Source organism: Labilithrix sp. (assembly GCA_019637155.1).
Lineage (GTDB): Bacteria > Myxococcota_A > Polyangia > Polyangiales > Polyangiaceae > Labilithrix.
Window position 1 is genome coordinate 432,129 of sequence record JAHBWE010000006.1, and the last position, 23,680, is coordinate 455,808.

Consider the following 23,680-nt stretch of genomic DNA (forward strand, 5'->3'; position numbering starts at 1 on the left):
CCGCAAACGGTGCCCGGTTCCGAGCGCTCAGAACCGCACGTGGGCGGCGCGGCTCATGCGGACGTCGATCGTGCAGTCGTGCTCTTCCTTGTCCTTCTTCACCGTCACGGCGTGTTTGCCGGCGGAGGCCGGGATCGCGGCGGAGCCCTTCGCGCGCTCCTTGCCGTCGACGAGGACCACCGCGTCCGGCGGCGCGGTGACGTCGATGACGCCCTCGCCCTCCGCCACCTGCGTCTCCGCCGCGAGCACGGTGTAGAACACCTCGTCCGCGCGGTCCTGCTCGGCGGCGCGCTCGAGCGCGGTCTCGGCCGCGGGCGGCAGCTTCATCTCCACCGCCGGCGGCTGCGACTCCTGCTGCTTCGGCAGGCTCGTCGAGAAGTGCAGGACCGACCACGCGATCACCCCCGTCGCGGTGATGAACGCGAGCATCGGCCACGCACGCTTCTTCGGCGGCGCGGGCGCGGGCGCGCCGTCGTCCGTCACCGCCTCGAACGGCGTCATCTCCTGCTGCGAGATCTGCGGGATCGCCTCGTCCTCCGGCCCGGGGACGATCGCGTCGCTGCGGTAGATGTCGTCCTCCTCGTCCTCCGCGTGCGCCTGCACCGGCGCGTCGATGATGGTCGGCTCCGCCATCTGCTCGATGAAGGTCGGCGACGGCGTCGGCGCGCGGAGGCGGAGACCCGTCGGATCCACGATCATCGGTGAAGGTGAGTTGAACGGGAAAATTTGGACGTTCGGGAGAGGCTCCGGCGACGGGGAGCGGTGGCTCACCTCGCGGAGCACCGCGTCCTCGAGCGAGCGCGGGGTCGGCGCGGGCGCCGGCGGCGGCGGGGGCGAGACGCAGACCGGCTCGGACGCGACGTCGGCGCAGGCGAACGGGTCGGCCGGCGGCGGCGGGGTGACCCCGCGGACCGGGAGGTCGGCCCGCGCGTCGACGTGCTGGAGGAGCGCCGTCACCGCCGGCGTGAGCATGTCCTCGCCGCCGTCGCCCTCGATCGCGACGACGAGGCCGCGCGCGGCGAGGTCGCAGAGGATGTCGTCGAGGAGCGCGGCCTCGCAGCCGCCGTGGATGACGAGCTCGCGCGGCGCCGCGCCGTTCGCGAGGCGGCGCGCGACGAGGCGCGCCTTCTCCGGCGTCGCCTTGAGGTAGTCGACGAGCGCGGCCTCGTCGAAGCGGACGCGCACGACCGTGTTCACGCGCGCGCCGGTGAGGAGGCCGATCGCCGCGCGCGCCTTCGCGGTCGGCTTCGCGAGCTGCGAAGAGAGGTTGCCCTCGAGCTCGGCCTCGATCGGCGACGTGCTCGTCGTCACCGCGAAGCGGCCCGCGCCGACGCCGAGCATCTGCGCGAGCATCTTGCCGCCCTTCACGAAGCCGCCGTCCGCGTCGGTGCGCGTCACGCGGCGCGGGGCGCCGCCGCGCATCTCGACCTCGTAGAGGAACGACGCGTCGCGCACGGAGATGCGCGCGTCGGGGCGGATCGCGCTCACCGTCTCGAGGAGCGTCTTGATGCTGACGCCGTCGAGGCGGCCGCGGACCTCGCCCTCCTCTTGGAGGCGCGCCTCGATGCGGCCGCGCGCGCGGAGCGCCTCGCGGACGCGGGCGATGATCGCGCGCGTGTCGCTCTCCTTGCGGACGTAGCCGGCGGCGTTGGCGCCGAGCTCGCGCACGCGCTGGAGGAGGTCCTCCTTCCACGAGAGCAGGATGACCGGCGTGTCGCGGAGCGCGACGTCGCGGCGGAGCGCGCGGCAGAGCGAGAAGCCGTCGAGGTTCGGCATCAGGATGTCGCTGATGACGAGATCGGGCGAGTGCTCGTACGCGAGCGTGAGCGCGTGGCGGCCGTCGAACGCCTCGAGCACCTCGCAGCCCGCCGTCTTCAGGAGATCGGCGAGGAACCACACCACCGCCGGATCGTCGTCGGCGACGACGACGCGGCGGCCCTCGAGGCGGACGTCGTTCGCGCGCTCGCGCTTCTGCTGCGCGCGGTCGCTCCGCGCGAGCTCGGGCGCGTGGAGGAGCAGCGCCGGCGTGAGCGCGCCCTCGGGGCCGCCCGCGAAGCGGATCGCGCCGTCGGAGCGCGCGGTCACGACCTCGCGCACGCGCGCGATCGCGCCCCACACCGCGCCGAGGACCTCGGTCCCCTGTCCGAGCGCGACGCGACGGCCGCGCGCGGAGGGATCGGCGCGGCCGACGATGGCCTCGCGGACCTCCTGCGCGAGGCGCTCGCCGAGCTCCTCGAGGGTGGGCTCGCCGAGGACGGCCTGCGCGGTGAGCGAGCCGCGCTCGGGCGAGAGCGTCTCCTCGCAGACCTCGCGCAGCGCGTGCTTCGTCATCGGCTTCGCGACCGTCTTCGCGACGCCCATCGCGACGTAGCGCGAGGCCTCGCCGTGCTCCTGGAAGGAGCCGATGACGATGATCGGCACCGTCTCGGTGAGCGGGTCGTCCATCAGCGCGTCGACGAGGTCGAGCGCGTTCGCGACGTCGGCGTCGAGGACGACGAGGTCCGGCTCCGTCGTGCGAACGAGGTCGTACGCGGTCGCCGCGTCGGGCGTCGTCTCGCAGGTGAAGACCATCTTGCCGGAGCCGCCCGAGAGGAGCGCCTCCGCGATCTGCGCGTTGCCGACGACGAGCACCTCGCGCTTCGGCGCCGCCCTCTGCTGCTCGGCCTCCTCTGCGCGGGAAGAGCGCGCCATGCCGTCGCCCCACGCGAGGGCGGGGAGGTCCTCGATGAGCTGCTCGATCGCGTCGAGGTCGACCGCCTCGAGCTGGGCGTCGGCCGGCGCGCGGTCGATCATCCCGAGCGTCTCGCCGATCGCGCGCTCCATCGCGTCGAACTTCATCATCTTCGCCGACGACGCGAGGTTCGAGAGCTTGCGCCGCAGCTCGCTCCGCGCGCCGTCCGCGTCCTCCCGCACGCGCTGGTGCACGCCGCGCAGGTCGGCGACCTTGCGGCCGAGGCCGGCGACGAAGTCGGCGCGAGCCCCGCCGAGCCGAGCGCCACCGTTCTTCGAGTTCGAGCGGGCAGACGTGGGTGCAGAATGCATTAAGAGGCGGCTAACATGCTGCTCTTGGACCGGCCCAATTTCCGGCGCGCGACCGACGCCGACAAAGAACGCTGCATCGACCTCGAACGGACCGCGTACCCGTCGCCGGGCAGCCACGCCGACCGGGAACGAGCGCTGTTCCAGCACCCGCTGGGGACGATCGACGACCTCATCGTCGCGGAGATCGACGGGGAAATCATGGCCCAGACGCAGCTCTTCCGCCTCCGCACCTACTGGGGTGGGCGGCCGGTGAAGACGGGCGGCATCGCCTCGGTCTCGGTCGCGCCCGAGGCGCGCGGCCGCGGCATCGCGGGCGCGTTGATGGAGCACATCCACCTCCTCCAGGACCGCCGGCGCGCTCCGCTCACGATGCTCTACGCGTTCCGCCAGGGCTACTACGCGCGCCTCGGCTACGCCGCGGCGTCCTCGCGCCGTCGGCTCGCGTTCGATCCTCGTTCCATTCCGCGGGCTTGGGACGGATCGGTGCGGCGCGCGCGGGGCGCCGATCGCGCCGCGCTCGAGCGTCTCTTCGAGCGTGTGGCGCGGGCGTCGAGCGGCGTCCACTCGCGGCCGAAGGCGGTGTGGGATCGGATCTTCGCGAACGAGGAGCGGACGCTGTTCGTCACCGATCGCGTGACCGGTTACGTCTCCTTCGTCCTCCGCCAAGACGAGCCGCACGCGGAGACGACGCTCGTCGTCGACGAGCTCGTCGCGGCCGATCCCGCTGCGCGCCGCGCGCTCGTCGGCGCGCTCGGCCGGATGAAGGATCAGGTCGCCACGATCGAGCTCGAGGTCGCGGACGGCGATCCGCTCGAGCGCGCGCTCGTCGACGCGGACGGCCGGCGCTACGGCGACGCGGTGGTGGAGCACTCGCTCGGCGAGATCGTCGGCGGGCCGATGGTGCGCATCGGCGACCTCACGACCGCGCTCGAGGCGCGCGGCTATCTCCGCGACGGCTCCTTCGCCGTCGAGGTCGGCGACGAGCGCGTCGGGGTCCGCGTCGCTGGCGGGCGCGCGACGGTCCTCCCGAGAGCGAGCAAGAGCGCGCCGCGCCTCGTGACCACGCGCGCGACGCTCGCTGCGATCCTATACGGCGGCCTCGGCGCGCTCGACGCGACCGCGCTGGGGCTCGCGGAGGCGGATCCGCGCGTCGATCCCGTCCTCCGGCTCCCGCCCGTGATGCCGTTCGACGCGTTCTGACGCTATAGTCCCGGGCTTCTTTCCCGTGATGCACCAGCAGCGACCGCAGATGGAGCGGATCAGCCGTCGGCCTCGGCCGGCGACCGATCCGCAGCGCGAGGACGACGAGGAGACCTCGACGTCGCTCGTGCTCCGCATCGGCATCGTCGTCGCGGGCGGCGTCGCCTCCGGGATCGCGTCGTCGCTCCCGGCCGTGCTGCGCCTCGGCGGCGAAGGATCGTTCGGCACGATGATCGTCCGCTGGGTCATCCTCTCCGCGCTCGCGATCCCGATCGCGGTCCTCGGCGTCGCGGTGCTGCGTCGCGCGCGCGTCGGCGTCCGGCAGCTCCTCGGCGAGCGCGCGCCGCTCCTCGTCATCGGCGTGCTCTGGTGGGCGGTGACGGAGATCGGGCTCCTCGCGATCTTCGGCGCGGTCTTGCGCAAGACGACGCACCATCACGCGCTCGCGGGCGTGACCTTCGCGTTCTTCGCCGTCATCAGCGGCGTGATCGTCGGGCTCCTCGCGCGCCGGACGACGAGCATGATCGGACGCGGCGGCGGCAAGCTCCAGACGACCGGCCTCGCCGCGGTCGGCATCTGCGCGACGATCGTGCTCGTCCTCGTCATCGTGCGCACCGCGCGCGCGGAGGAGCTGCACGCCGCGGCCGGCATCGTCGACGCGATCGCGCTCACGGTCGGCGCGATGCTCACGTCGACGCGGACGTTCACGCGCGTGAAGCCGCTCGCCGTCGTCGGCTTGCCGGCCGCGATCCTGATCCTCGTCGTCGGCCTCACGATGCTCCGCTTCGACACGAAGCTCCGCGGGATCCTCCCGAACGGCGCGCCGCTCCACGCGCTGGTCCTCGATCTCTTCGGGCGCTGAGGCTAAGGTCCGCGCGCCTTGTTCCGGCGCTTCGTCTTCGTCTTCCAGCTCCTCGTGCTCCTCTTCGTCGCCGCGCCCGCGAGCGCGCAGACGAGGAGCCAGGGCGTCGCCGTCCTCGGGACCGCCGGCGCGCGCGACGACGCGTTCGCGCTCGCGCGCGCGGTCTACGTGACCTCGCTCCGCCCGCGCGCGCTCGACGAGATCCGCGCGCGGGTGCTCGCCGGCGATCCGGCGCCCGCGGCCGCGACGAAGGAGGTCCGCGAGCTCGGCGAGCTCCGCGCCGCGATCGGAGGATCGAGCGACGACGCCGCGAGCCGCCGTCTCCTCGCGACGATCGCGCGCGAGCTCGGGCTGCAAGGGATCCTCGTCGTCTCGACGAAGCCGGCCGAAGACGCGGACGCGGGAACAACCCCGATCGCGCGTCTGTTCGTGGCCGAGACCGGCGATTTCGACGCCGCGCGCTACGAGCCGACCCCGGGCGACGAGGCGCCGTGGCAGGCTACCGCCGCCTCGATCGCGGCTCGTTTCCCCCCTCCGCCCGTTGTCAGCCCTGCGAAACCTTTACCGAAACCGCCGCCCGAGCGCCGTGAGGACCGCCCCTTCTACAAGTCCCCCTGGCTCTGGGGTGCGATCGCGGGAGCGCTCGTGATCGGCGGGATTTTCTTCTTCGCCGTGCAAGACAAGAGCGACGACCCGATCCATGTTCGGATGAACCTCCCGCGCTGAGAGCGACGGGTCCCGGACGGACGGCATCTCAAGTAGCTCATGAATCGCTGGTCCCGTTTCCTCTTCGGTCTCTTGCTCGCGCTCGGCGTGATCTTCCAGATCGACGTCGCGCGCGCGGCGGGGCCGGAGCTCGGACCGGCGCCCGGCCCCGCGGTCGAGAAGACGGCGCCGCTCACCGCGCCGCGCGACTCCGCGGTGTCGCATGGTCCGATCCCGGCGCTCCCGCCGAGCTACGTCACGAAGGACCTCGGCTGGCTCGAGCTCGCCTATCCGCCCGCGGCGGCGGAGCGGGTGCAGCCGATCCTCGAGAACGCGGCCGCGGTGAAGGCCGAGCTCACGAGGACGTTCGGCGTGCCGGTGCTCGAGCGCGTCACCGTCCGCGTCGCGCCGACGTTCGCGGACATGGCGCGCCTCGCGCCCGCCGACGCGCCGCCGCCGGCGTACGCGAGCGGCGTCGCCTACCACGGCCGTCACCTCGTGCTCCTCACGATGATGGCGCCGCGCGGCGCGGAGGCGACCGATCTCTTCGAGGTGTTCCAGCACGAGATGGCGCACGTCGCGCTCGAGGACGCGGTCGAGGGGCGGCACATGCCGGTCTGGTTCAACGAAGGCCTCGCGATCTCGCTGTCGAACGAGGGCAGGTTCGATCGCACGCAGGTCCTCTGGAACGCGACGCTCTCGGACACGCTCATCCCGCTCTCCGAGCTCGACCGCAGCTTCCCCGCGAACCCGTTCGAGGTGAACATCGCCTACGCCGAGAGCGCCGACTTCGTGCGCTTCATGCTCCGCGGCTCCGATCGCGTGCGCTTCGCCGCGATGATCGAGCGCATCCGCGAGGGGCAGCCGTTCGAGCGCGCGGTGGCCGAGGCGTACAACGCGGACCTTCGCCGGCTCGAGCTCGAGTGGCGCCGCAACCTCGATCAGCGCTTCTCCGTCATCCCGATCCTCACCGGCGGCGGCCTCGTCTGGGTCCTCGTCGTGGTCGGCCTCGTCGTCGCCTACGTCCGCCGCCGCCGCCGCACGAAGGCGATCCTCGCGCGCTGGGAGCGCGAGGAGGCGATCGAAGACGCGCGCATCGCGCGGGCGCTCGCCGACGCCGACGACACGAAGGATGGGATCGCGCCCATCACCACCGTCTCGCTCAAGGTCGAGCAAGACGGCGCGTGGCACACCCTCCACTGAGCTACTTCGGCTCGATCGTGGGGCAGCCCGCGATGATGCGGACGTCGAGGACGTCGCCGGACTGCACGCGGTCGCAGGCGTTGCCGAGGAGGGTGACGGTCTTGCCTTCGAGCGACCAGCCGTTGACCGGCTCCTTCGGCAGGACCACGTCGTCGAGGTAGACGTTCACGAGGTCGGGGGCCTTCGGCGGCTCCTTGAGGTCGTACGCGCACGTCGCGGTGATCTTCGCGGCGACCTTCTTCAGCGCGACGAGCATCGCGCTCGCGCTCGCGCTGTCGACGCGGAAGAACCTGGGGCTCGTCGGGTTCGCGACGCCGCCCGCGACCGCCATCGAGTCGAGGAGGCTCGTGTAGACGGGGGCCTGCGTCCCCGGCAGTCCGACGACGAAGACCGGGATGTCGTCGGCGCGCAGCGAGCCGATCGCCGCGACGGTCGGCGCCGCGTCGTTGCAGTTGGCGGGGGAGCCGCGGACGCCGTCGCAGCAGCTCGGGCCGTTCGGCGAGCAACCCTGGAAGTCGTCGATGTTCGGCTGACACTGGTCGAGGCCGCAGACCGCCTTGACGTTGCAGTTGGGGGCGCCGTCGGTCGCGAGGATCACGAAGCGGCGACCGCTGATGCCGGCGAGGCGCGCGTGCACCGCTTGGAGCGTCGACGCGGTCGGGGTGCCGCCGTTCGGGTGGTAGGCGGTCGCGGCGATGAGCGCCCTCGTCGCGGGGCCGTCGGCGGTCGATGACGGCGGATCGCCGTTCGTCACCGGCAGCACCTCGATGCCGGCCGAGCACTGCTCGTCGCGCCCCGGGAACACCGCCGCGCCGAAGTTCGCGCGCGGCCCGAGGCTGCGCATGACGTTGGCGACGGTGAAGCGGACCTGCGTCCACTTGTCGTCGAGGCTCATGCTGCCGGAGCGATCGAGGACGAAGTAGATCGTCGGCGGATCGACGAAGAGCGGGGCATCGACGCACTCGCACGCCGTGCCGTCGTCCCTCGTCCCGCAGCCCGGCGGCGACACACGACCGCCGTCGCTCGTGTCGAAGACGGTGCTGCTCCGCCCTCCGGGTGGACCTCCGCTCGTGTCGCCGGCGACGGGCGGCCGTCCGTCGCTGCAGCCCGCGGAGAGCGTGAGCGCGCCTGCGATTCCGGCGAGCGCCACGACGAGGGAGGAGCGCGGGCGCACGACCGTTCAAGGTAGCAGATCTGCCCGATCGCGGAAGGTTCGGCCTCGGCCTTCGGTTGTGCTCTCGTTGGTTCGTCCGTGTCCGCGCCGCCGCTCTTCCACCGGATGTCCGCCGTGCTCGTGGCGGTCCTCGCCCTCCTCTACGTGGCGGGCTGGCCGGGCGCCGTCCTCCACGAGGTCTCGGTCGAGCTGACCGCGCCCGAGGTCCCGAAGACGGTGAAGGGCCGCGACGGGATCCTCGACGTCGTGGTCACGGGCACGGGACGAGGTCCGCTCGTCCGCGCGCGCGTGCGTGCGTTCGCGATCCTCGACGGGAAGGCGCACGCCGCGGGGGCGGCCGAGACCGACGCGACCGGCCGCGCGACGCTCACCGACCTCCCCGCCGCGGAGCACTGGGTCGTCGCCGAGGCGAGCGGGCACGCGCGCGCCTCGCAGATGGTCGCGATCGTCGCGGGCGCGCGGCGGCTCGATCTCGAGCTCGGCCCCGAGCACACGCTCGAGGTCGAGGTGAAGAACGAGCAAGGCGCGCCGGTCGCGGGGGCGGAGATCGAGACGCGCGGCCCCGATCCGTTCCCGGTCGGGGCGCGCACCGACGCGAGCGGGCTCGCGCAGGTGACCCGCCTCGGCGAAGGTCCGTGGACGGTGACGGCGCGCGCGCCGGGCTTCGAAGAGGCGACGCGGCGGCGCGTGCCCGAGGGCGAGCGTCTCACGATCGTGCTCGGAAAACAGGGCGCGCTCCTCGTCGAGGTCGCGACCGAGGACGGCGCGCCCGCGCCCGGCGCGAAGGTGCTCCTCGACGCGTCGGTGCTGGGCGCGCCCCGCGTCGCGGAGGCGGGCAAGGAGGGCCGCGTGCGCATCTCGGGGCTCGATCGCGGGAGCTACGCGCTCCGCGCGACGCACGGCGCGAAGGTGTCGCCGATCGAGCTCGGGATCGTCCTCGACAAGGGCGAAGAGCGCGCGGTGAAGCTCGTCCTCCAGCAAGGCGTGATGATCGCGGTCCACGTCACCGACGCGGCGACGGAGGAGGATGTGCATAATGCACGTATCACGCTGGCGGAGGGAGGGCTCTCGCCGTTCCCGATCGAGGGCGTCTCCGACAAGCGCGGGCGCGCGACGCTGGGCCCCATCCTCCACGGCGCCGCCACCCTCTCCGCGCGCGCGGACGACTACGTCCCGCGGTCCGCGGTCGCGATCGACGAGGAGGCGCCGCAGCAAGAGGTGAAGATCGCGCTCGCGCGTGGCGGCGCGCTCGTCGGCCGCGTCGTCGACGCGCGCGGCGACTCGATCGACGGCGCGACGATCCGCGTCGTCGGCACCGATCTCGAGGGCATGCCGATCGACGAGGACCCCGCGCGCGCGTCGTTCCGCGAGGCGCATTTCGCGGCGCGCGTCGCGGGCCCGACCGCGCTCGTCCCCGCGGGCGAGCTCGGCGTGATGCCGGGGCCGGTGCCGCCGATCCCGCGCGGCCCCATCGTCCAGCTCGGCTTCGGCGACGTGAACGGCCTCCCCACCGCCGGCGCCGGCAACGCGCCGCGGGCGGAGCCGTGGGTCTCCGGCCGCGGCGGCGAGTTCCGCGCTCACCCGGTCCCGCCCGGGCGCGTGCGCGCGCTCGTGCATCATCCGCAGTACGTCGACGCGATGAGCGAGACGGTGACGCTCGAGTCGAACAAGGAGGCGCGCGTCACCGTCGTCCTCGGTCGCGGCGGCCTCCTCGAGGGCCGCGTCGTCGATTCGCGCGGCCGCGGGATCGAGGGCGCGCACGTCACCGCGCTCGCGACCCACGGCTCGCTCGAGCACATGTCGCGCACGGGCTCGGACGGCTCCTTCGCCTTCGCCGCGCTGCCGGACGCGATCGTGCTCCTCGTCGCGCGGGACGAAGACCCGACCGCGATCGTGGCGCGGGTCGAGGTCACGGTGCCGGAGGGCGGCAAGAAGCGCGTCGACGTCACGCTGCCGGAGCCGCGCCCCGCGCTCGTCGTGAAGGTGACGGACACGCGCGGCAGCGCGATCGAGGCGGCGCAGGTCTCCGCCGTGTCGCTCGACGCGAACGAGGCGCTGCGCGTCACCGCGTGGTCGGACGCGCGCGGCGAGGCGCGGCTCGCCGGCGCGAGGGGCGTCGCGCTCCGCGTCGAGGCGCACGCGCCGGGACGCGCGGGCAAGGTGCTCACCACGACCGCGGAGATCGAGTCGCTCAAGATCGAGCTCGGCCCCGCCGAGGGCCTCACCGGCGAGGTCACGACGAAGCGCCGCGAGCCGATCGCCGGCGCCAAGGTGACGCTCCAGACCGAGGCCGGCGTCCGCCACGCGCGCACGAACAAGGAGGGCGTCTACACGTTCGGCGAGATCGCGCCCGGCCCCGCGCGCCTGCGCGTCCGCGCGGCGGGTCGCGCGCCGGCGGAGCGCGCGGTGACGATCGAGGAGCGCGGCGGCCGCAAGCCGAGCGAGGTGCCGCGCGTCGAGCTCGCGGAGGAGGCGATCGTGGAGGGCGTCGTCGTCGACACGCGCGGCGATCCCGTCGCGGGCGCGCGCGTGGCGAAGGACTCGGTCCCGACCTACTTGCCCGTCGGCGCGGCGCCCACCGGCATGGCGGTGACGGACGGCAAGGGCCGCTTCCGCCTCACCGAGCTCGCGGAGGGGATGATCACGCTCGAGGCGTACGCCGCCGACATCGGGCGGACGCGCAAATCCGAGATCCGCGCGTGGGCGGGGCGCACGACCGACGGCGTGAAGCTGGTGATCGCGCGCGGGAGCGAGGCGTCGTCGCGCGAGCCGGTCGCGACCGGCGGCGTCGCGGTGACGCTCGGCGAGACGGACACGCAGGAGGTCGTCGTCGTCGCGGTGACGGAGGGGAGCGAAGCGGAGCGCGGCGGCCTCGCGGTCGACGACGTGCTGGTCGACGTCGGCGGCGCGCACGTGACGACGATCGCGGAGGCGCGCGCCCGCCTCTCGGGCCCGGTCAACGACGACGTCCTGATCCGCCTGAAGCGCGGCGACCGCGCCCTCACCCTCCGCGTCCCCCGCGAACCCGTCCGCCGCTGACCCGCCCCTCTCGGGGGGTCTGGGGGCGCGGAGCGCGCCCCGCGCGCGACGGCCCCCAGCGGGAGAGCTCGAGAGGGCAGCGCCCTCTCGAAACTAGGGAACCCGACGGAACACGATCGTCTGGGTCTGGTCGACGTGCCAGGTCATTTGATCGGCCTTCTCGGTGAAGGTGAAGGTCTCCGTCGCGGCCTGATCGGTGTGGATGACGAGGGTCGCGCCCTCTTCCTTGTCGACGACGTACGTGGCGGGTCCGCTGCGGCCCGCTTGAGTTTGGACCGCGATCTGGTTGCCCTGCGCGATGATCTCCGTGCTCAGCGCGAAGGCCGTCGCGTTCGCCTGCGCGCTCGGGTCGACGCCCTCGGCGCGGATGCCCTTCCAATGGCCCTCGAGTCGCTTGGAGCCCGAAGGCTTGCAAGCGGCGAGAGCGAGGAGGGTCCCGAGGAGGACGAGCTTGCGCATCGCGCGGACGCACAGACTATCTTAGTCAGGTCGCGCTGAGATAAAGATCGGGTCAGTGCACGCGCTCCAGGATCCGTTCGGCATCGCGGGCGTCGTGCTCGAAGGGCAGTACCGCGTCGATCGGATGGTCGGTGAAGGCGGCTTCGGCGCCGTGTACCGCGGGCACCACCTCACGCTCGATCAGCCGATCGCGATCAAGCTCCTGAAGGGGCTCGACGGCGGCGACGCGCGCGTCAACGCGCTCGTGCTCGAGAAGTTCCGCGCCGAGGCGCGCCTCCTCTACACGCTGTCGCAGTCGTCGCTCAACATCGTGCGCGCGCTCGACTTCAACGCGACCACGACGCCGGCCGGGGTCTGGGCGCCGTTCACGGTGCTCGAGTGGCTCGAGGGCCGCTCGCTCGAGGACGACCTCGAGGAGCGGCAGCGGCAGGGCCTCGGCGGACGCTCGATCCAGGAGGCGCTGACGATCCTCGCTCCGGTCGCGGAGGGGCTCGGCGTCGCGCACAAACACCAGGTCGCGCATCGCGACATCAAGCCCGCCAACGTGTTCCTCGTGAACGGCGGGCGGGTGAAGGTCCTCGACTTCGGGATCGCGAAGATCGTGTCGGAGGCGGAGGCGGGGCTCACCCGCGGCACGCTCGGCTCGTTCACGTGGCTCTACGCCGCGCCGGAGCAGCTCGATCCGCGCGTCGGCGCGACCGGGCTCGCGACCGACGTGTACGGCTTCGCGCTCCTCGTGACGGAGATCCTCACCGGGCGCGCGCCGATCGAGGCGAACGACGTGGTCGGCGTCATGCGCACGGCGATGGACACGACGCGCAGGCCGACCCCGCGCACGCGCGGCGCGAACGTCACCGACGAGCTCGAGGCGATCTGCGCGCGCGCGCTCGCGGTCGATCCGAAGAACCGCTTCGCCGACATCGAGCAGCTGTGGGTCGCGCTCTCGTCGGCGGCGAAGACACGGAGCGCGACGACGATGCAGCGGCCGATCACGGTCGGTCAGGGCGCGAACCCGCTCGCGGCGACGAACGTCGCGCCGAGCGGGCCGCGGCCGTCGATGCCGTCGGCCGCGATGTGGACGCCGCCGCCCCCGACGCCGCCCGGGTTCGGGGCGAGAGGTCCGGCGCCTCCGCAACAGCCGTGGCCGTCGGGGCCGCCGATCGGGACGCCGCCGCCCGGCGCCCATCCCGCGTGGATGCGCCGCTTACCGGTGCGGCCGCCGGAGGGCATGGGCGCCGGCACGATCACGCTCCTCATCATCGCCGTCGTCCTGACGCTCTTCATCTCCACCTGCGCCATGTGCGGCGTGATCGCGGGCGCGGCCGAAGGCGGTTAGGCCGGCGCGGCGAGCAGCACGTCGCGCATCGGCTCGGGGATGCGGAGCAGGTTCGACGCGTCGTCGATGCACGCGAGGCGCGTCTCGCCGACGACGAGCAGCTGGTCGCCGCGCTTCACGCGGTACCCGAACTTCAGGCTCGCGGAGCGGAGCTCGGTGAGCGCGGTCTCGACCGTGACGAGGTCGTCGAAGCGCGCCGGCGACTTGTAGCTCACGTTCACGTCGACGACCGGGAGGTGCACGCCCTTCGCCGCCCAGTCCGCGTAGGTGACGCCGCGGCTGCGCAGCCACTCGACGCGGCCCGCCTCGAAGTAGAGGAGGTACGACGAGTGATGCACGATGCCCATGAGGTCCGTCTCCGCGAAGCGGACGCGGACCTCCATCGCGCTCGTCGCTTTGACCGGATCGATCGGCGGGAAAATGGAGCTCACGCGCCGCGCCTACCATGATCGGCGCTAAGCTTCGAGGGCGATGGCCGAGCGTCGGCGCCTGCCTGTGCTTCAGAACGATCCGCCTCCCTCCGAGGGGACGGGTGAGGACGAGGAGCGCCCGCCGTGGCACTGGGCGGGGTTCGGCGTCGTCGCGATCTTCGCGGCGTGGCTGCCGCTCTCGTTCATCGGCGGGGCGATCTCGCAGCGGCTCACGGCCGGGGTCACGAGCGAGGCGCTCGCGCAGGCGGGCGACCTCGAGCGCGCGTGGCTCATGCTCTTGATCGCGGCGCCCACCATCGTCGGGCTCCCGATCGCCGCGTTCGCGGGCGGCTACATCGTCGGGCGCTTCGGGACCGGGCCGGGCGCGCGCATCGGCGCGGTGTCGGGCGCGGTCGTCGCGATCGTCGCCGCGCTCTTGTCGCGCTCGCTGCTCACGCCGCTCGTGCTCGTCGTCTCGCTCTTCGTCGTGGGCACGATCGCGATCGGCTTCGCCGCCCTCGGCGGGCGCGCGGGCGCGAAGCGGCGCTAGCCAAGACGCGCTCGGAAGACCGAGCGCTCACGTGCTATCCCCTGAGACATGCTCTGTCTCCGACAGACCACCGACGAGGCGTGGGCGCGGGAGGCGATCAAGGACCTCGACGCCGTCCTCGTCGATCACGCGCACTGCGAGATGAAGGCGGCGACCAACGCGCTCTCGCTCGTCGTGCGCCATCCGCAGGACCTCGGTCTCGTCCGCGCGCTCACCGCGATCGCGCAAGAGGAGCTCGAGCACTTCGATCGCGTCGTGGCGTTCCTCGCGAAGCGGGGGCTCGCGCTCGGGGTCCCGCCGGTCGACGACTACGCGGCGCAGCTCCGGCGCGCGATGAACGCGCTGCCGCCGAGCGAGCTCCCGCTCCTCGCGAACCGCCTGCTCGTGGGGGCGCTCATCGAGGCGCGGTCGTGCGAGCGGTTCAAGCTCCTGCTCTCCGCGCTGCCGGCGGACTGCGCGGACGATTTGCGTGTATTTTACCAGGAGCTGTTCGAGTGCGAGGCGAAGCACTACCGCCAGTACGTCGACCTCGCGAAGCAGGCCGCGGGTCCGCTCGCGGCGCTGGTCGAGCCGAGGCTCGAGCTCCTCGCCGAGGCGGAGGCGCGGATCGTGCGCGGGCTCGCGGAGAGCGATCAGCGCGGGGCGGTCCACGGATGATCGACCTCGTCACGATCGACGCCGGCGTCGCGCGTGCTTCGCGCGAGGTGGCCGGCAAGTCGACGTACGACGCGGTCCTTGCGCTCGAGGTCGGGCCGATCCAGGCGCCGCATCGAGCCGCGCTCTTGCGCTGGATCCACGAGCTCGTGCAGCGCCGCATCGGCGCCGACCTCGCGGAGGAGGAGGCGGAGCGTGAGGTGGCGGAGGACCCTGCGCTCGCGAAGGCGAGGGGGCCCGTCGCGGTCGCGCGGACGTACGACGAGGCGCGGCGCGGCTTGCTCATCGCGCCGAACGTCGTCGAGCTCGAGAAGACGCTCGGGCGGATGGGCGAGCTCGCGGATCCGATCGCGGCGGTCCGGCGGGAACGGCGCATGCGCCGCTTCGAGATCGCGCGGCGGCTCGGCCTCGATCATCCGTGGGCGCTCGCGCTCGACGGCGGCGTCGCGACGGTGAGCGCGGTCGCGACCGCGGTGCTCGACGCGACGGAGCCGCTCGCGCGCGATCTACACAAGCGCCACGGCGCCTCACCGGCGCGTTCGATCGAGGACGCGTTCGCACGCGACGCGCGAGAAGGCTGGCCCGCGCGCCTCACGCCCCGCTGGCTCGAGGACGTGTTCCGCACGGTCGTCCCACGCCCGCCGAAGGGCGGCGCAGCGGATGGCGGCGCGCACGCGGGCTCGCGCGGGGCGGAGGGCGGCGCGGCGGATGGCGGCGCGCACGCGGGCTCGCGCGGGGCGGAGGGCGGCGCGTTCGTGGGCGCGCGCGCGAGGGGGGCGGCGGACGGCGGTGCGTTCGTGCTTCCGATGGCGATTGGGGGGGCGAGCTTTCTTCGTGCGGCGGCGGATTGGGGGTTCGCGGCGCGCGTCGCGAGCACGGCGAGGTCGCTGCCGTTCGCGCTCGCCCGCGATCCTGCGCCGACGGAGGCGTTCCTCCACGGCGATCTCCTCGCGCTCGCGCTCGCGAGCCGCGCCTTCGCGAAGCGGAAGCTCGGGCTCCCCGCGCGCGCCGCCGACGCGCACGCGCGTGTGCTCGCGCGTGCGAGCTTCTTCACGTTGCGCGCGCTCGCGGCCGTCGCGTGGCTCGGGCGAGGCGAGTCCGCGACCGACGACGAGATCGAGCACGTCTCCGCGCGCCTGTTCGGGCGGCCGCTCGCGCGCGGGCTCGGCGTCGCGTGGGCGAACGGCGGCTTCTCGGGGCGCTGTCGCGACGACGTCCCCGCGCGCCTCGCCGCCGCGGTGCGCGCGTTCGGCGCCGCGACGGACCTCGTCGAGCGCCACGACGAGGACTGGTTCGACAACCCGCGCGCCGCCGCTCGCCTCGCCCACGTCGCCGCCGGCCCCGTATGGCAAGGCGACGAGCCCACCGGCATCGACCGCATCGCCCGCACGTTCGAGGAGACGCTCGGTTGATTCGAAGCGCTCGGTTGCTCGGCGGCGCGCGTGCTCGAAGCGCTCGGTTGCTCGGCGGCGCGCATGGTCGAGGCGCTCGGTCGCTCGGCGCCGTCCACGGCCGAGGCGGCGCTTGGTCGAGTGGCGTTGCGTGTAATCGAAGCGTGGGGGCCGGGCCGTGATTCGTCGCACGCTCGCGCTCGCGCTCGCGTTTGCGGCGCCGCCGAAGCCGGCGCCGGCGCCGCCGCCTCCGCCGCTCACGCCGCTCGCGATGTTGCCGAGCATCGCGCGCGTGAAGGTCAAACATCACGGCGGCCGCACGTTCTCGGTCGTGCACGAGATCAACCTGCCGCGCGGCGAGTGGAAGGGCGAGGCGCTCCGGTTCCACGTCGCCTTCGGGGCGCCGGGGCCGCGCGCGATCGACGCGCACCTCGTCGCGCTCGCCGACGGCGCCCTCGAGCCCGCCGACGACGACGTGGGGGAGCCGCTCCCGACCGAGCGCGTGCCGCGACGTCCTTCGAGCGCGCATCCGCTCCTCGGACGCGAGACGATGGCGGGGATCGTCGTGACGATCAAAGGCGATTCGCTGACGAAGGCGCTCGCGCGCGGCGAGATGGCGTCACTCCGGATCCGCGCCGTCGTCGACGCGACGGAGCCCGACGCGTCCGGCGCCACGTCGCTCGTCGCGCGCCTCGGCGTCTCGCGCGGGACGCCCCTCACCCTCGGACGCATCGTCGCGCTCTCGGTCCCGCGCGCGACCGCGAACCTCTGCGGTCCCGAGGCCGACACGCATCCGCTCGCGGTCGGCAAGGTCCCGAAGGAGCCGGGCGACGCGCCGATCGCGCCCGTCCTCGCCGTGCGGCACGCGAGCGACGACCTGTGCCTGCGTCTCTGGGCCGATCAGAGCTGATCGGTGCCCGTCGGCGTGCCCTCGTTGGCGCCGCCGGAGTCGATGAAGAAGCGGAGGCCGACGGAGATGAGCGTCGACGGGTGGTCCGCGACGATGTCGCGGCGGCCCGCGACGTCGATCGAGAAGCGGCGGTCGACGTAGCCCGCGCCGAGCGAGAGCGCGTGCGTCTTCATCCCCGCGTCGTAGCGGTAGCCGGTCCGGAGCGGGATGTGATCGGCGAGCAGGATCTCGCCGCCGAGCATCGCGCGCGCGCGTGGACCGCTCCACGTCGTGAAGTCGACGAGCGTGTTCGCCTCCGCGGAGACGGTCTGGTTCGACCAGCCGAGGCCGCCTGCGACGGCGGTGGGCATGAGGCTCGTGCCGGGCGCGGTGAGGTTCCTGCCGCTCACCGCGAAGCGGAGCTGCTCCGTGATCGCGATCGCGACGCCCGCGTCGAAGGTGAACTGGCTCGCGATCGGATCGGTCGGCGTCCCGTCCGAGGCGGGGCTCGCACCGAACGGGCCGCGCTGCGTGCCCTGCGTCGAGCGGAAGTAGCGGCCGGTGACGCCGATGTGGAAGCGATCGCCGAGCGGATACGCGAGCGTGAGCCGAAGATCGGTCCACTGCCGCTTGATGCCGTCCTGATCCATCTGCGACCACGTGCCGCCGAAGCCGCCCGCGACGCGGCTCGTGCTCGAGTCGACGACGGCGCCGCCGTAGCTCTGGCGCCCGGCCTCCGGCCCGAACGCGGCGAGGCCCTCGAGATGGTATACCCGATAAAGCGATAGATTCGCGGGATTCGCGAAGATCGCCGAGGTCGATCCGCCCCAGACCTGGTTCGCGCCGGCCATGCCGACGGTGCGCGGGTGCTGCACTTCGCCGAGCTCGTAGCCCTGCTCGATCGAGGTCGACGACGGCGAAGCTTGCGCGCGGCTGCATGCGAAGACGACGGCGCTCGCCAGAGCCGCTGCGCAGACCGATCGCTTCCTGAAGTGCCGCACCGTCGGGCACCCTAACCAACGCGGACCGTGCTCGGACAAGTTTTCGGCAAAACCGAGCGCCTCTTCGGGAGCTTCCGCGCTCGGAAATCACGGCCGAACGTCGACTCTTGACAGCGTTTGTCTCGGGAAACCGGCCGGGTGTCATTTCGTGTCCGGCCGGTGTCGGGCCGATTACGAAAAGACGTCGCTGACTTATCAACACCCCCACGAAAGTGCATGCGGTTTACGCGCATTTTGGAGGTGGTCTACAAGGAATAAAGTGCATTCATTCCAGTGACTTGTCGGATCTTTTACGATGGTCGTTGTCGACCGTGACTTGGCGGTGCTAGCTCCATCCTTCCCGTCACGGCGGGGCTGCGTACGGGACGGGAAGCCCGGCGCAGAGCAGCTAGCGCTCGAGAGTGTCTTGGGCGTCGACGGTGACTTTTTGTCGCGAAGGGCTGGAGTCCACAGCCCTGTGGAGAAGTTGTGCGCGAGGTCGGGGGACAGATGCGGTCGTCTCAAGAGGCCGAAGGTTTTCATTCGCTGGAACGGATGGAGATGCAGCACGAGTTGCTCTGGAACGAGGCTGTTGCGTTCACGCGGGCGAAGTCGCCCGCGAGCTTCGAGCAGTGGTTTTCCGGCGTTCAGTTCGACGGTATGACGGACGGTGTCGTCAGCCTGCGCGCGCGCGATGAGTTCGTGCGCGAGTGGGTCGACCAGCACTTCTTGCCGACGCTCGTCGACTACCTGCGGAGCCAGACCGGGTGGAGCGTTCAGATCGCGTGGAGTATCGGCGGCGATCTGGAGCGCCCGGTGACGGGGCTCGGGGACGAGTCGCCGACCGGCTCGCGCATGCGGCCGATCATGACCTCGCCGATCTCGGACGAGCCGCCCGCGTCGCGCAAGGCGGCGACGGCGGTGAAGGCCCCCCCGCTCGAGGGGCTGAACCCGAAGTACACCTTCGCGAACTTCGTCGTCGGTCCGTCGAACCAGCTCGCCCACGCGGCGGCGATCGGCGCGGCGGGCGGCGGCGGTCCGCGTCACAACCCGCTCTTCCTCTGCGGGGGGACCGGCCTCGGCAAGACGCACCTCGTCCACGCCGTCGCGCACCGCATCCGCGCGGAGCGCCCGCAGTCGCGCATCCTCTACGTGTCGGCGGAGAAGTTCGTGAACGAGTTCGTGCAGTCGCTGCAGGAGAACCGCATGACCGAGTTCCGCAGCCGCTACCGCGAGCGCTGCGATCTCCTCCTCGTCGACGACATCCAGTTCCTCGCCTCGAAGACGCAGACGCAGGAGGAGTTCTTCCACGCGTTCAACGCGCTCCACCAGGCCGACAAGCAGATCATCGTCACGAGCGACAAGTACCCGCAGCAGCTCGAGCGGATGGAAGAGCGTCTCGTCTCGCGCTTCTCGTGGGGCCTCGTCGCCGACATCCAGGGCCCCGAGCTCGAGACGCGCGTCGCGATCCTCCGCAAGAAGGCGCAGATGGAGCAGATCGAGCTCGCCGACGAGGTGGTCCTCTACCTCGCGCAGACGATCCGCTCGAACGTCCGCGAGCTCGAAGGCACGCTCATCCGCCTCGCGGCGAAGTCGTCGCTGCAAGGGCGCGCGATCGACCTCGACTTCGCGCGGCAGGAGCTCGCCGCGACGTCGAGCGCGAAGCCGAACGAGGCGGGCGTCGACGACATCCAGCGCGTCGTCTGCCACCACTTCAAGCTCCGCACGTCGGACCTCCTCTCGAAGGACCGCCACAAGAGCATCGCCTTCGCGCGCCACGTCGCGATGTACCTCTGCAAGCAGCGCCTCAAGTGCAGCTTCCCGGAGCTGGGTCGCGCGTTCGGCAACCGCGATCACACGACCGTCATGAGCGCCGTGCGCAAGGTCGAGCACCTCCGCTCCACCGACCCGGAGGTCCGCGCACACCTCGAGGCCATCGAGCGAAAGCTCGGCACCGGCGACTGACACGCCGCGCGGCAGGTCGTGTCCTCTCGTGGAGAGGATCGCGCTACGATGGGTTCGTGCGCTTCGTCCGCGGCGTCGCGTTCGCGAGTGGGTGGATCCTCGTCGGGGGCGCTTGCGCGTTGCCGTCGATGGAGGAGTACGCGTCCGGGGGTGGGAACGCGGACACCGCGCGTGACGGCGCGCCGCCGGAGGGGCCCGGCGGGTCCGCGGCGACGGACGGCGGCGCACCCGACGACACGACGACGCCGAGCGCCGACGCGGACACGGGCGCGGACACGCCGGTCGTGAACCTGATGCCGCCCGCCGCGTCCTACTTCGAGGACCGGGAGAACGTCGACTGCGAGCCCGCCGGAGGCTACCGCTCGATCCGCTCCTCCGATCCGACCGCGCGCACCGGCGGTGGCTCGTGCCGCATCTGTCGCAGCTCCAGCAACGGGCTCTTCTCGATCGACACGCAGGTCATGCTCGACCCGCCGCTCGGCACGTACCGCGCGCGCGCGTGGGTACGGGTGCCGGACGGCATGACGCCGTTCGAGGTGGTCCTCGTCCTCCGCTCGCAGCGTGACGACTATTCGCAGATCGAGATCAAGGACGGCGCGCCGCGGATGCTGAGCACGGAGTGGCAGATGATCGAGGCCGACTTCGAGCTCACGAGGCCGGTGAAGCGCATGAACACGTACCTCTACGGCGAGCCGCGCAGCTCCGTCTCGCCGGCGTGTTTCCTCGTCGACGACTACGAGGTCTGGCACACGCCGTGAGGGCGGCTCAGATCGTGACCTTCCACGAGCTGCCGTCGCCGGCGTCGAACACCTCGACGCCGAGGTCGGCGAGCTCCTTTCGGATCGCGTCCGCGCGTGCGAAGTCCTTCGCCTTGCGCGCCTCCGCGCGCTCCCCGATCTTGGCGTCGATCTTCGCGGCGTCGAGCCCGCGGATGCGGAGGCGGCGCTCCTTCGTGCGCGCCCAGTAGTCCGCGGACGACGCCTGCATCAGGCCGAGCGGCGCCGTCGCCGCCTGGAGCGATTTCACCGCCGCCGCCGCGAGCTTCCGCACCGCCTCGTGCTTCGCCGGATCCTTCTTCATCTTCGGCGCCTGCATCGCGATCTCGTTCATCGCCTTGCCGAGGTCGGCGAGGACCGAGAGCGCGACCGGCGTGTTGAGGTCGCGGTCCAACGCTTCGAGGACCTTCTCCTTCGCTTCGGCGACGATCGCCTGCTGGCCCTGGAGCACGTTGCTCGCCTCGGGCTCCGCGTCGCCGGCGAGGGCGACCAGCGCATCACGTGTGGAATACAAGTAATCCATGCGCCGCTCGGCCTCGTCGAGGCCGGGGAACGTGACGCGGTCGCCGGCCTTGTCGACGTCGAACGAGAGCGGCCCGCGGTAGTGCGTGCCGAGGATGAAGTAGCGGTACGCCTCGGGATCGTTCTTCTCGAGGACGTCCTTGATCGTGACGAAGTTGCCGAGCGACTTCGCCATCTTCTCTTTGTCGATCTCGAGGAAGCCGCCGTGCATCCAGAAGCGCGCGAACGGCTTGCCGTTCGCGGCCTCGCTCTGCGCGACCTCGTTCTCGTGGTGGGGGAAGATGAGGTCCATCCCGCCGCCGTGGATGTCGATCTGCTCGCCGAGGACCTCGTTCGCCATCGCGGAGCACTCGATGTGCCACCCCGGGCGCCCGTGGCCCCACGGCGAGTCGAACCCGAAGGCGTCCTTCGCCTGGCCCTTCCAGAGCGCGAAGTCGAGCGGGTCCTTCTTCACCTCGTCCGCGTTCTCGGCGAGGCGCTCGCTCGCGCCGCTCCGGAGGTCGTCGACGTTGCGGCGCGAGAGCTTGCCGTACCCGTCGTAGCTGCGGACGGCGTAGTAGACGTCCTTGCCCACCGGCGTCTCGGCGACGTAGGCGTGGCTCTTGTCGATGAGCGTCTGCGTGATCTTCGCGATCCCGCCGATCGTCGTCGACACGCGCGGCATGTACGTCGGCTTCAGGCAGCCGATCGCGCGGAGGTGCTCGTCGGCGAGGTCGCCCATGCGCTTCGAGAGCGCGAGCGGATCTTCCCCGCGCTCCTTCGCGCGGTTCACGATCTTGTCGTCGACGTCGGTCACGTTCTGGCAGTGCTCGACCTCGAACCCGCGCGCGCGGAGGAAGCGGACCAGCACGTCGAACGTGGTGTACGTCCGGCCGTGTCCGGCGTGGGCGAGGTCGTAGACCGTGATGCCGCAGACGTAGAGCTTCACCTTGCCCGGGACGAGCGGCACGAAGTCTTCGACCTTCTGCGTGAGCGTGTTGTAGAGGCGCACCGGCATCGGAGGCCCAGTAATCTATGGCGCGGAGCGCAGGTTTGCTCGGAAAAGTGCTATTTCGGTGGCCCATGCGTTTCGCCGTCGTCGTCGCGTGGCTCGCGGTCGCGTGTGCTGGGCCGGCGGCGTCGTTCGACGGGACGACCTACCGCAAGGGCCCCGTCGCCTTCACGTTGCCGGCGGCGCCGGCGGGGTGGACGCGGCTCGACGTGAGCGACGCGAGCCTCGCGTGGCGCGACGACGTGAACCACGCGTCGATCCTCGTCAACGCGCGCTGCCGCGGCGCCGACCAGCGCACGCCGCTCGTCGCGCTCACGAACCAGCTCGTGATCGGCTCGACGGAGCGCGACTACGAGAGCCAGCAGCCGGAGCCGTTCGACGGACGCGAGGCGCTCCACACCGTGCTCCGCGCGAAGTGGGACGGCGTGCCGATGAAGGCCGACGTCTTCGTCCTCTCGAAGGACGGCTGCACCTACGACTTCGTCTACATCGGCGCGCCCGACCGCTTCGACGCCGGCGCCCCCGCCTTCGAGTCCTTCGTCCGCGCCTTCAGGACCCTGCCGGGATCGGGCCTCGTATGACGGAGCACGGGCCCCCGAAGCGGCCGTCACAGCGGTCGCGAAGCGACCCGAGCGCGCCGCGCGAGGGCCGTGTCGGGGGCGGGGGTGTCGGGAGCAGAGCCCCCGACGTTGAAAGAGGGCCGGACAGTCTCACGCGTGGGTTCTCGATTCCGCCGCCGCCGCCGGAGCCGACGTTCGCGGAGTATCACGCCGATCGCTGGAAGCACTTCATCGAGCACCTCGGCGAGGTCGCCGAGCTCACGGTCCGTACGACGCGCTCGATCTTCCGTCGGCCGTTCGAGATCGCCTCCACCATCCAGCAGATGGAGTCGCTCGGCGTCCGATCGATGGGGATCGTCACCGTGACCTCGGTGTTCATCGGCATGGTCATGACGATCCAGTTCGCCTTCGGCCTGAAGCGCTTCGGCGGGCTCGAGTACATCCCGCGCGTCGTCGTCCTCTCGTTCTGCCGCGAGCTCGCGCCCACGCTCACCGCGATCATCGTCGGCGGACGCATCGGCAGCGGCATGGCGGCCGAGGTCGGCGCGATGAACGTGACGGAGCAGGTCGACGCGATCCGCGCGCTCGGCGCCGACCCCGCGAAGAAGCTCGTGCTCCCGCGCATGCTCGCCGCGATCGTGGTGATGCCGATCTTGAGCGTCTACGCGCTCATGCTCGGCATCCTCGGCGGCATCCTCGTCTGCTGGTTCCAGTTCGACGTCACGCCGACGTTCTTCGTCACCTCGTCGCTCGAGGTGACGCGCATCTCGGACTTCTTCGTCGGCGTCCTCAAGACGCCGGTGTTCGGCTACATCATCGCGATCGTCGGCTGCCACTTCGGGCTGCGCACCAGCGGCGGCACCGAGGGCGTTGGCTCCTCGACGACGCGCACGGTGGTCGCGGTGTCGATCACGATCCTGATCGCCGACTTCGTCCTCACGAAGCTGTTCATGTTCTTCCAGGCTTCGTGAG

General features: G+C 72.0%; 20 protein-coding genes. 14 read left to right on the forward strand and 6 right to left on the reverse strand.

Annotated features, from left to right (window positions below):
* Positions 1–27: 27 nt before the first annotated feature.
* Positions 28–3,042, reverse strand: a complete 3,015-nt coding sequence (locus KF837_15460; protein MBX3228716.1) for a response regulator — start codon at positions 3,040–3,042, stop codon at positions 28–30.
* A gap of 15 nt (positions 3,043–3,057) precedes the next feature.
* Between KF837_15460 and KF837_15465 the strand changes: the two genes are divergently transcribed.
* Genes KF837_15465 through KF837_15480 form a run of 4 tightly spaced genes read left to right on the forward strand, consistent with a single transcriptional unit; the run spans position 3,058 to position 7,012 of the window.
* Positions 3,058–4,242 (forward strand): GNAT family N-acetyltransferase, encoded by a 1,185-nt coding sequence (locus KF837_15465; GenBank protein MBX3228717.1) that lies wholly within the window; start codon positions 3,058–3,060, stop codon positions 4,240–4,242.
* 28 nt (positions 4,243–4,270) lie between these two features.
* Positions 4,271–5,104, forward strand: a complete 834-nt coding sequence (locus tag KF837_15470; protein ID MBX3228718.1) for a hypothetical protein — start codon at positions 4,271–4,273, stop codon at positions 5,102–5,104.
* An 18-nt stretch (positions 5,105–5,122) separates the two neighbouring features.
* Positions 5,123–5,830 (forward strand): hypothetical protein, encoded by a 708-nt coding sequence (locus KF837_15475; GenBank protein MBX3228719.1) that lies wholly within the window; start codon positions 5,123–5,125, stop codon positions 5,828–5,830.
* A 39-nt stretch (positions 5,831–5,869) separates the two neighbouring features.
* Positions 5,870–7,012 carry a hypothetical protein gene (locus KF837_15480; protein ID MBX3228720.1) on the forward strand — a complete coding sequence of 381 codons (1,143 nt, stop codon included), beginning with the start codon at positions 5,870–5,872 and terminating at the stop codon, positions 7,010–7,012.
* Between the two features lies 1 nt (position 7,013).
* Here the strand turns inward: KF837_15480 and KF837_15485 are convergent, their stop codons facing one another.
* The gene (locus KF837_15485) at positions 7,014–8,186 is read right to left on the reverse strand and encodes a VWA domain-containing protein (GenBank protein ID MBX3228721.1); all 1,173 of its coding nucleotides are present in this window, start codon (positions 8,184–8,186) and stop codon (positions 7,014–7,016) included.
* A gap of 78 nt (positions 8,187–8,264) precedes the next feature.
* Here KF837_15485 and KF837_15490 point away from each other — a divergent pair, with 78 nt between their 5' ends.
* A complete protein-coding gene (locus KF837_15490; protein MBX3228722.1) occupies positions 8,265–11,225 on the forward strand; it encodes a carboxypeptidase regulatory-like domain-containing protein in 2,961 nt (986 codons plus the stop codon).
* Positions 11,226–11,318: 93 nt separating this feature from the next.
* On the opposite strand, the gene KF837_15495 is transcribed toward KF837_15490, so the two are convergent.
* Positions 11,319–11,684: a hypothetical protein gene (locus KF837_15495; GenBank protein ID MBX3228723.1), complete on the reverse strand. Its 366-nt coding sequence runs from the start codon at positions 11,682–11,684 to the stop codon at positions 11,319–11,321.
* Between the two features lie 55 nt (positions 11,685–11,739).
* On the opposite strand from KF837_15495, the gene KF837_15500 reads away from it, so the two are divergent.
* Positions 11,740–13,020, forward strand: coding sequence for a serine/threonine protein kinase (locus KF837_15500; GenBank protein ID MBX3228724.1), 1,281 nt, complete (start codon positions 11,740–11,742; stop codon positions 13,018–13,020).
* Here the strand turns inward: KF837_15500 and KF837_15505 are convergent.
* A complete protein-coding gene (locus KF837_15505; GenBank protein ID MBX3228725.1) occupies positions 13,017–13,451 on the reverse strand; it encodes an acyl-CoA thioesterase in 435 nt (144 codons plus the stop codon). The genes KF837_15500 and KF837_15505 overlap by 4 nt on opposite strands.
* Positions 13,452–13,491: 40 nt before the next feature.
* On the opposite strand from KF837_15505, the gene KF837_15510 reads away from it, so the two are divergent.
* The 4 genes from KF837_15510 to KF837_15525 all read left to right on the forward strand — a co-directional run bounded on the left by KF837_15510 (position 13,492) and on the right by KF837_15525 (position 16,935).
* Entirely contained in the window at positions 13,492–13,980 is a 489-nt protein-coding gene (locus KF837_15510; protein MBX3228726.1) for a hypothetical protein, read from the forward strand.
* A gap of 48 nt (positions 13,981–14,028) precedes the next feature.
* Positions 14,029–14,637: a tRNA-(ms[2]io[6]A)-hydroxylase gene (locus KF837_15515; protein MBX3228727.1), complete on the forward strand. Its 609-nt coding sequence runs from the start codon at positions 14,029–14,031 to the stop codon at positions 14,635–14,637.
* Complete coding sequence (locus KF837_15520) at positions 14,634–16,046, forward strand: hypothetical protein (GenBank protein MBX3228728.1); 1,413 nt, start codon at positions 14,634–14,636, stop codon at positions 16,044–16,046. The genes KF837_15515 and KF837_15520 overlap by 4 nt, the downstream gene beginning before the upstream one ends.
* Positions 16,047–16,203: 157 nt before the next feature.
* Positions 16,204–16,935, forward strand: a complete 732-nt coding sequence (locus KF837_15525; GenBank protein MBX3228729.1) for a hypothetical protein — start codon at positions 16,204–16,206, stop codon at positions 16,933–16,935.
* Here KF837_15525 and KF837_15530 read toward each other — a convergent pair.
* Positions 16,926–17,915 carry a hypothetical protein gene (locus KF837_15530; protein MBX3228730.1) on the reverse strand — a complete coding sequence of 330 codons (990 nt, stop codon included), beginning with the start codon at positions 17,913–17,915 and terminating at the stop codon, positions 16,926–16,928. The genes KF837_15525 and KF837_15530 overlap by 10 nt on opposite strands.
* A gap of 534 nt (positions 17,916–18,449) precedes the next feature.
* Here KF837_15530 and dnaA point away from each other — a divergent pair.
* Both dnaA and KF837_15540 read left to right on the forward strand, forming a co-directional pair.
* Positions 18,450–19,859 carry a chromosomal replication initiator protein DnaA gene (gene dnaA / locus KF837_15535; protein ID MBX3228731.1) on the forward strand — a complete coding sequence of 470 codons (1,410 nt, stop codon included), beginning with the start codon at positions 18,450–18,452 and terminating at the stop codon, positions 19,857–19,859.
* Positions 19,860–19,915: 56 nt separating this feature from the next.
* Complete coding sequence (locus KF837_15540; GenBank protein MBX3228732.1) at positions 19,916–20,617, forward strand: hypothetical protein; 702 nt, start codon at positions 19,916–19,918, stop codon at positions 20,615–20,617.
* A gap of 7 nt (positions 20,618–20,624) precedes the next feature.
* Here the strand turns inward: KF837_15540 and cysS are convergent, their stop codons facing one another.
* Entirely contained in the window at positions 20,625–22,154 is a 1,530-nt protein-coding gene (gene cysS, locus KF837_15545) for a cysteine--tRNA ligase (protein ID MBX3228733.1), read from the reverse strand.
* 65 nt (positions 22,155–22,219) lie between these two features.
* Between cysS and KF837_15550 the strand changes: the two genes are divergently transcribed.
* Both KF837_15550 and KF837_15555 read left to right on the forward strand, forming a co-directional pair.
* Entirely contained in the window at positions 22,220–22,729 is a 510-nt protein-coding gene (locus tag KF837_15550; GenBank protein MBX3228734.1) for a hypothetical protein, read from the forward strand.
* Entirely contained in the window at positions 22,726–23,679 is a 954-nt protein-coding gene (locus KF837_15555) for an ABC transporter permease (protein ID MBX3228735.1), read from the forward strand. The genes KF837_15550 and KF837_15555 overlap by 4 nt, the downstream gene beginning before the upstream one ends.
* The last annotated feature ends 1 nt before the right edge of the window (position 23,680 follow it).

Coding starts and splice junctions, on each gene's coding strand:
- KF837_15520 (MBX3228728.1), top strand. CDS start 14,634: ATGATCGACCTCGTCACGATCGACGCCGGCGTCGCGCGTGCTTCGCGC.
- dnaA (MBX3228731.1), top strand. CDS start 18,450: ATGGAGATGCAGCACGAGTTGCTCTGGAACGAGGCTGTTGCGTTCACG.
- KF837_15510 (MBX3228726.1), top strand. CDS start 13,492: ATGGCCGAGCGTCGGCGCCTGCCTGTGCTTCAGAACGATCCGCCTCCC.
- KF837_15470 (MBX3228718.1), top strand. CDS start 4,271: ATGCACCAGCAGCGACCGCAGATGGAGCGGATCAGCCGTCGGCCTCGG.
- KF837_15480 (MBX3228720.1), top strand. CDS start 5,870: ATGAATCGCTGGTCCCGTTTCCTCTTCGGTCTCTTGCTCGCGCTCGGC.
- KF837_15465 (MBX3228717.1), top strand. CDS start 3,058: ATGCTGCTCTTGGACCGGCCCAATTTCCGGCGCGCGACCGACGCCGAC.
- cysS (MBX3228733.1), bottom strand. CDS start 22,154: ATGCCGGTGCGCCTCTACAACACGCTCACGCAGAAGGTCGAAGACTTC.
- KF837_15495 (MBX3228723.1), bottom strand. CDS start 11,684: ATGCGCAAGCTCGTCCTCCTCGGGACCCTCCTCGCTCTCGCCGCTTGC.
- KF837_15550 (MBX3228734.1), top strand. CDS start 22,220: ATGCGTTTCGCCGTCGTCGTCGCGTGGCTCGCGGTCGCGTGTGCTGGG.
- KF837_15515 (MBX3228727.1), top strand. CDS start 14,029: ATGCTCTGTCTCCGACAGACCACCGACGAGGCGTGGGCGCGGGAGGCG.
- KF837_15555 (MBX3228735.1), top strand. CDS start 22,726: ATGACGGAGCACGGGCCCCCGAAGCGGCCGTCACAGCGGTCGCGAAGC.
- KF837_15460 (MBX3228716.1), bottom strand. CDS start 3,042: ATGCATTCTGCACCCACGTCTGCCCGCTCGAACTCGAAGAACGGTGGC.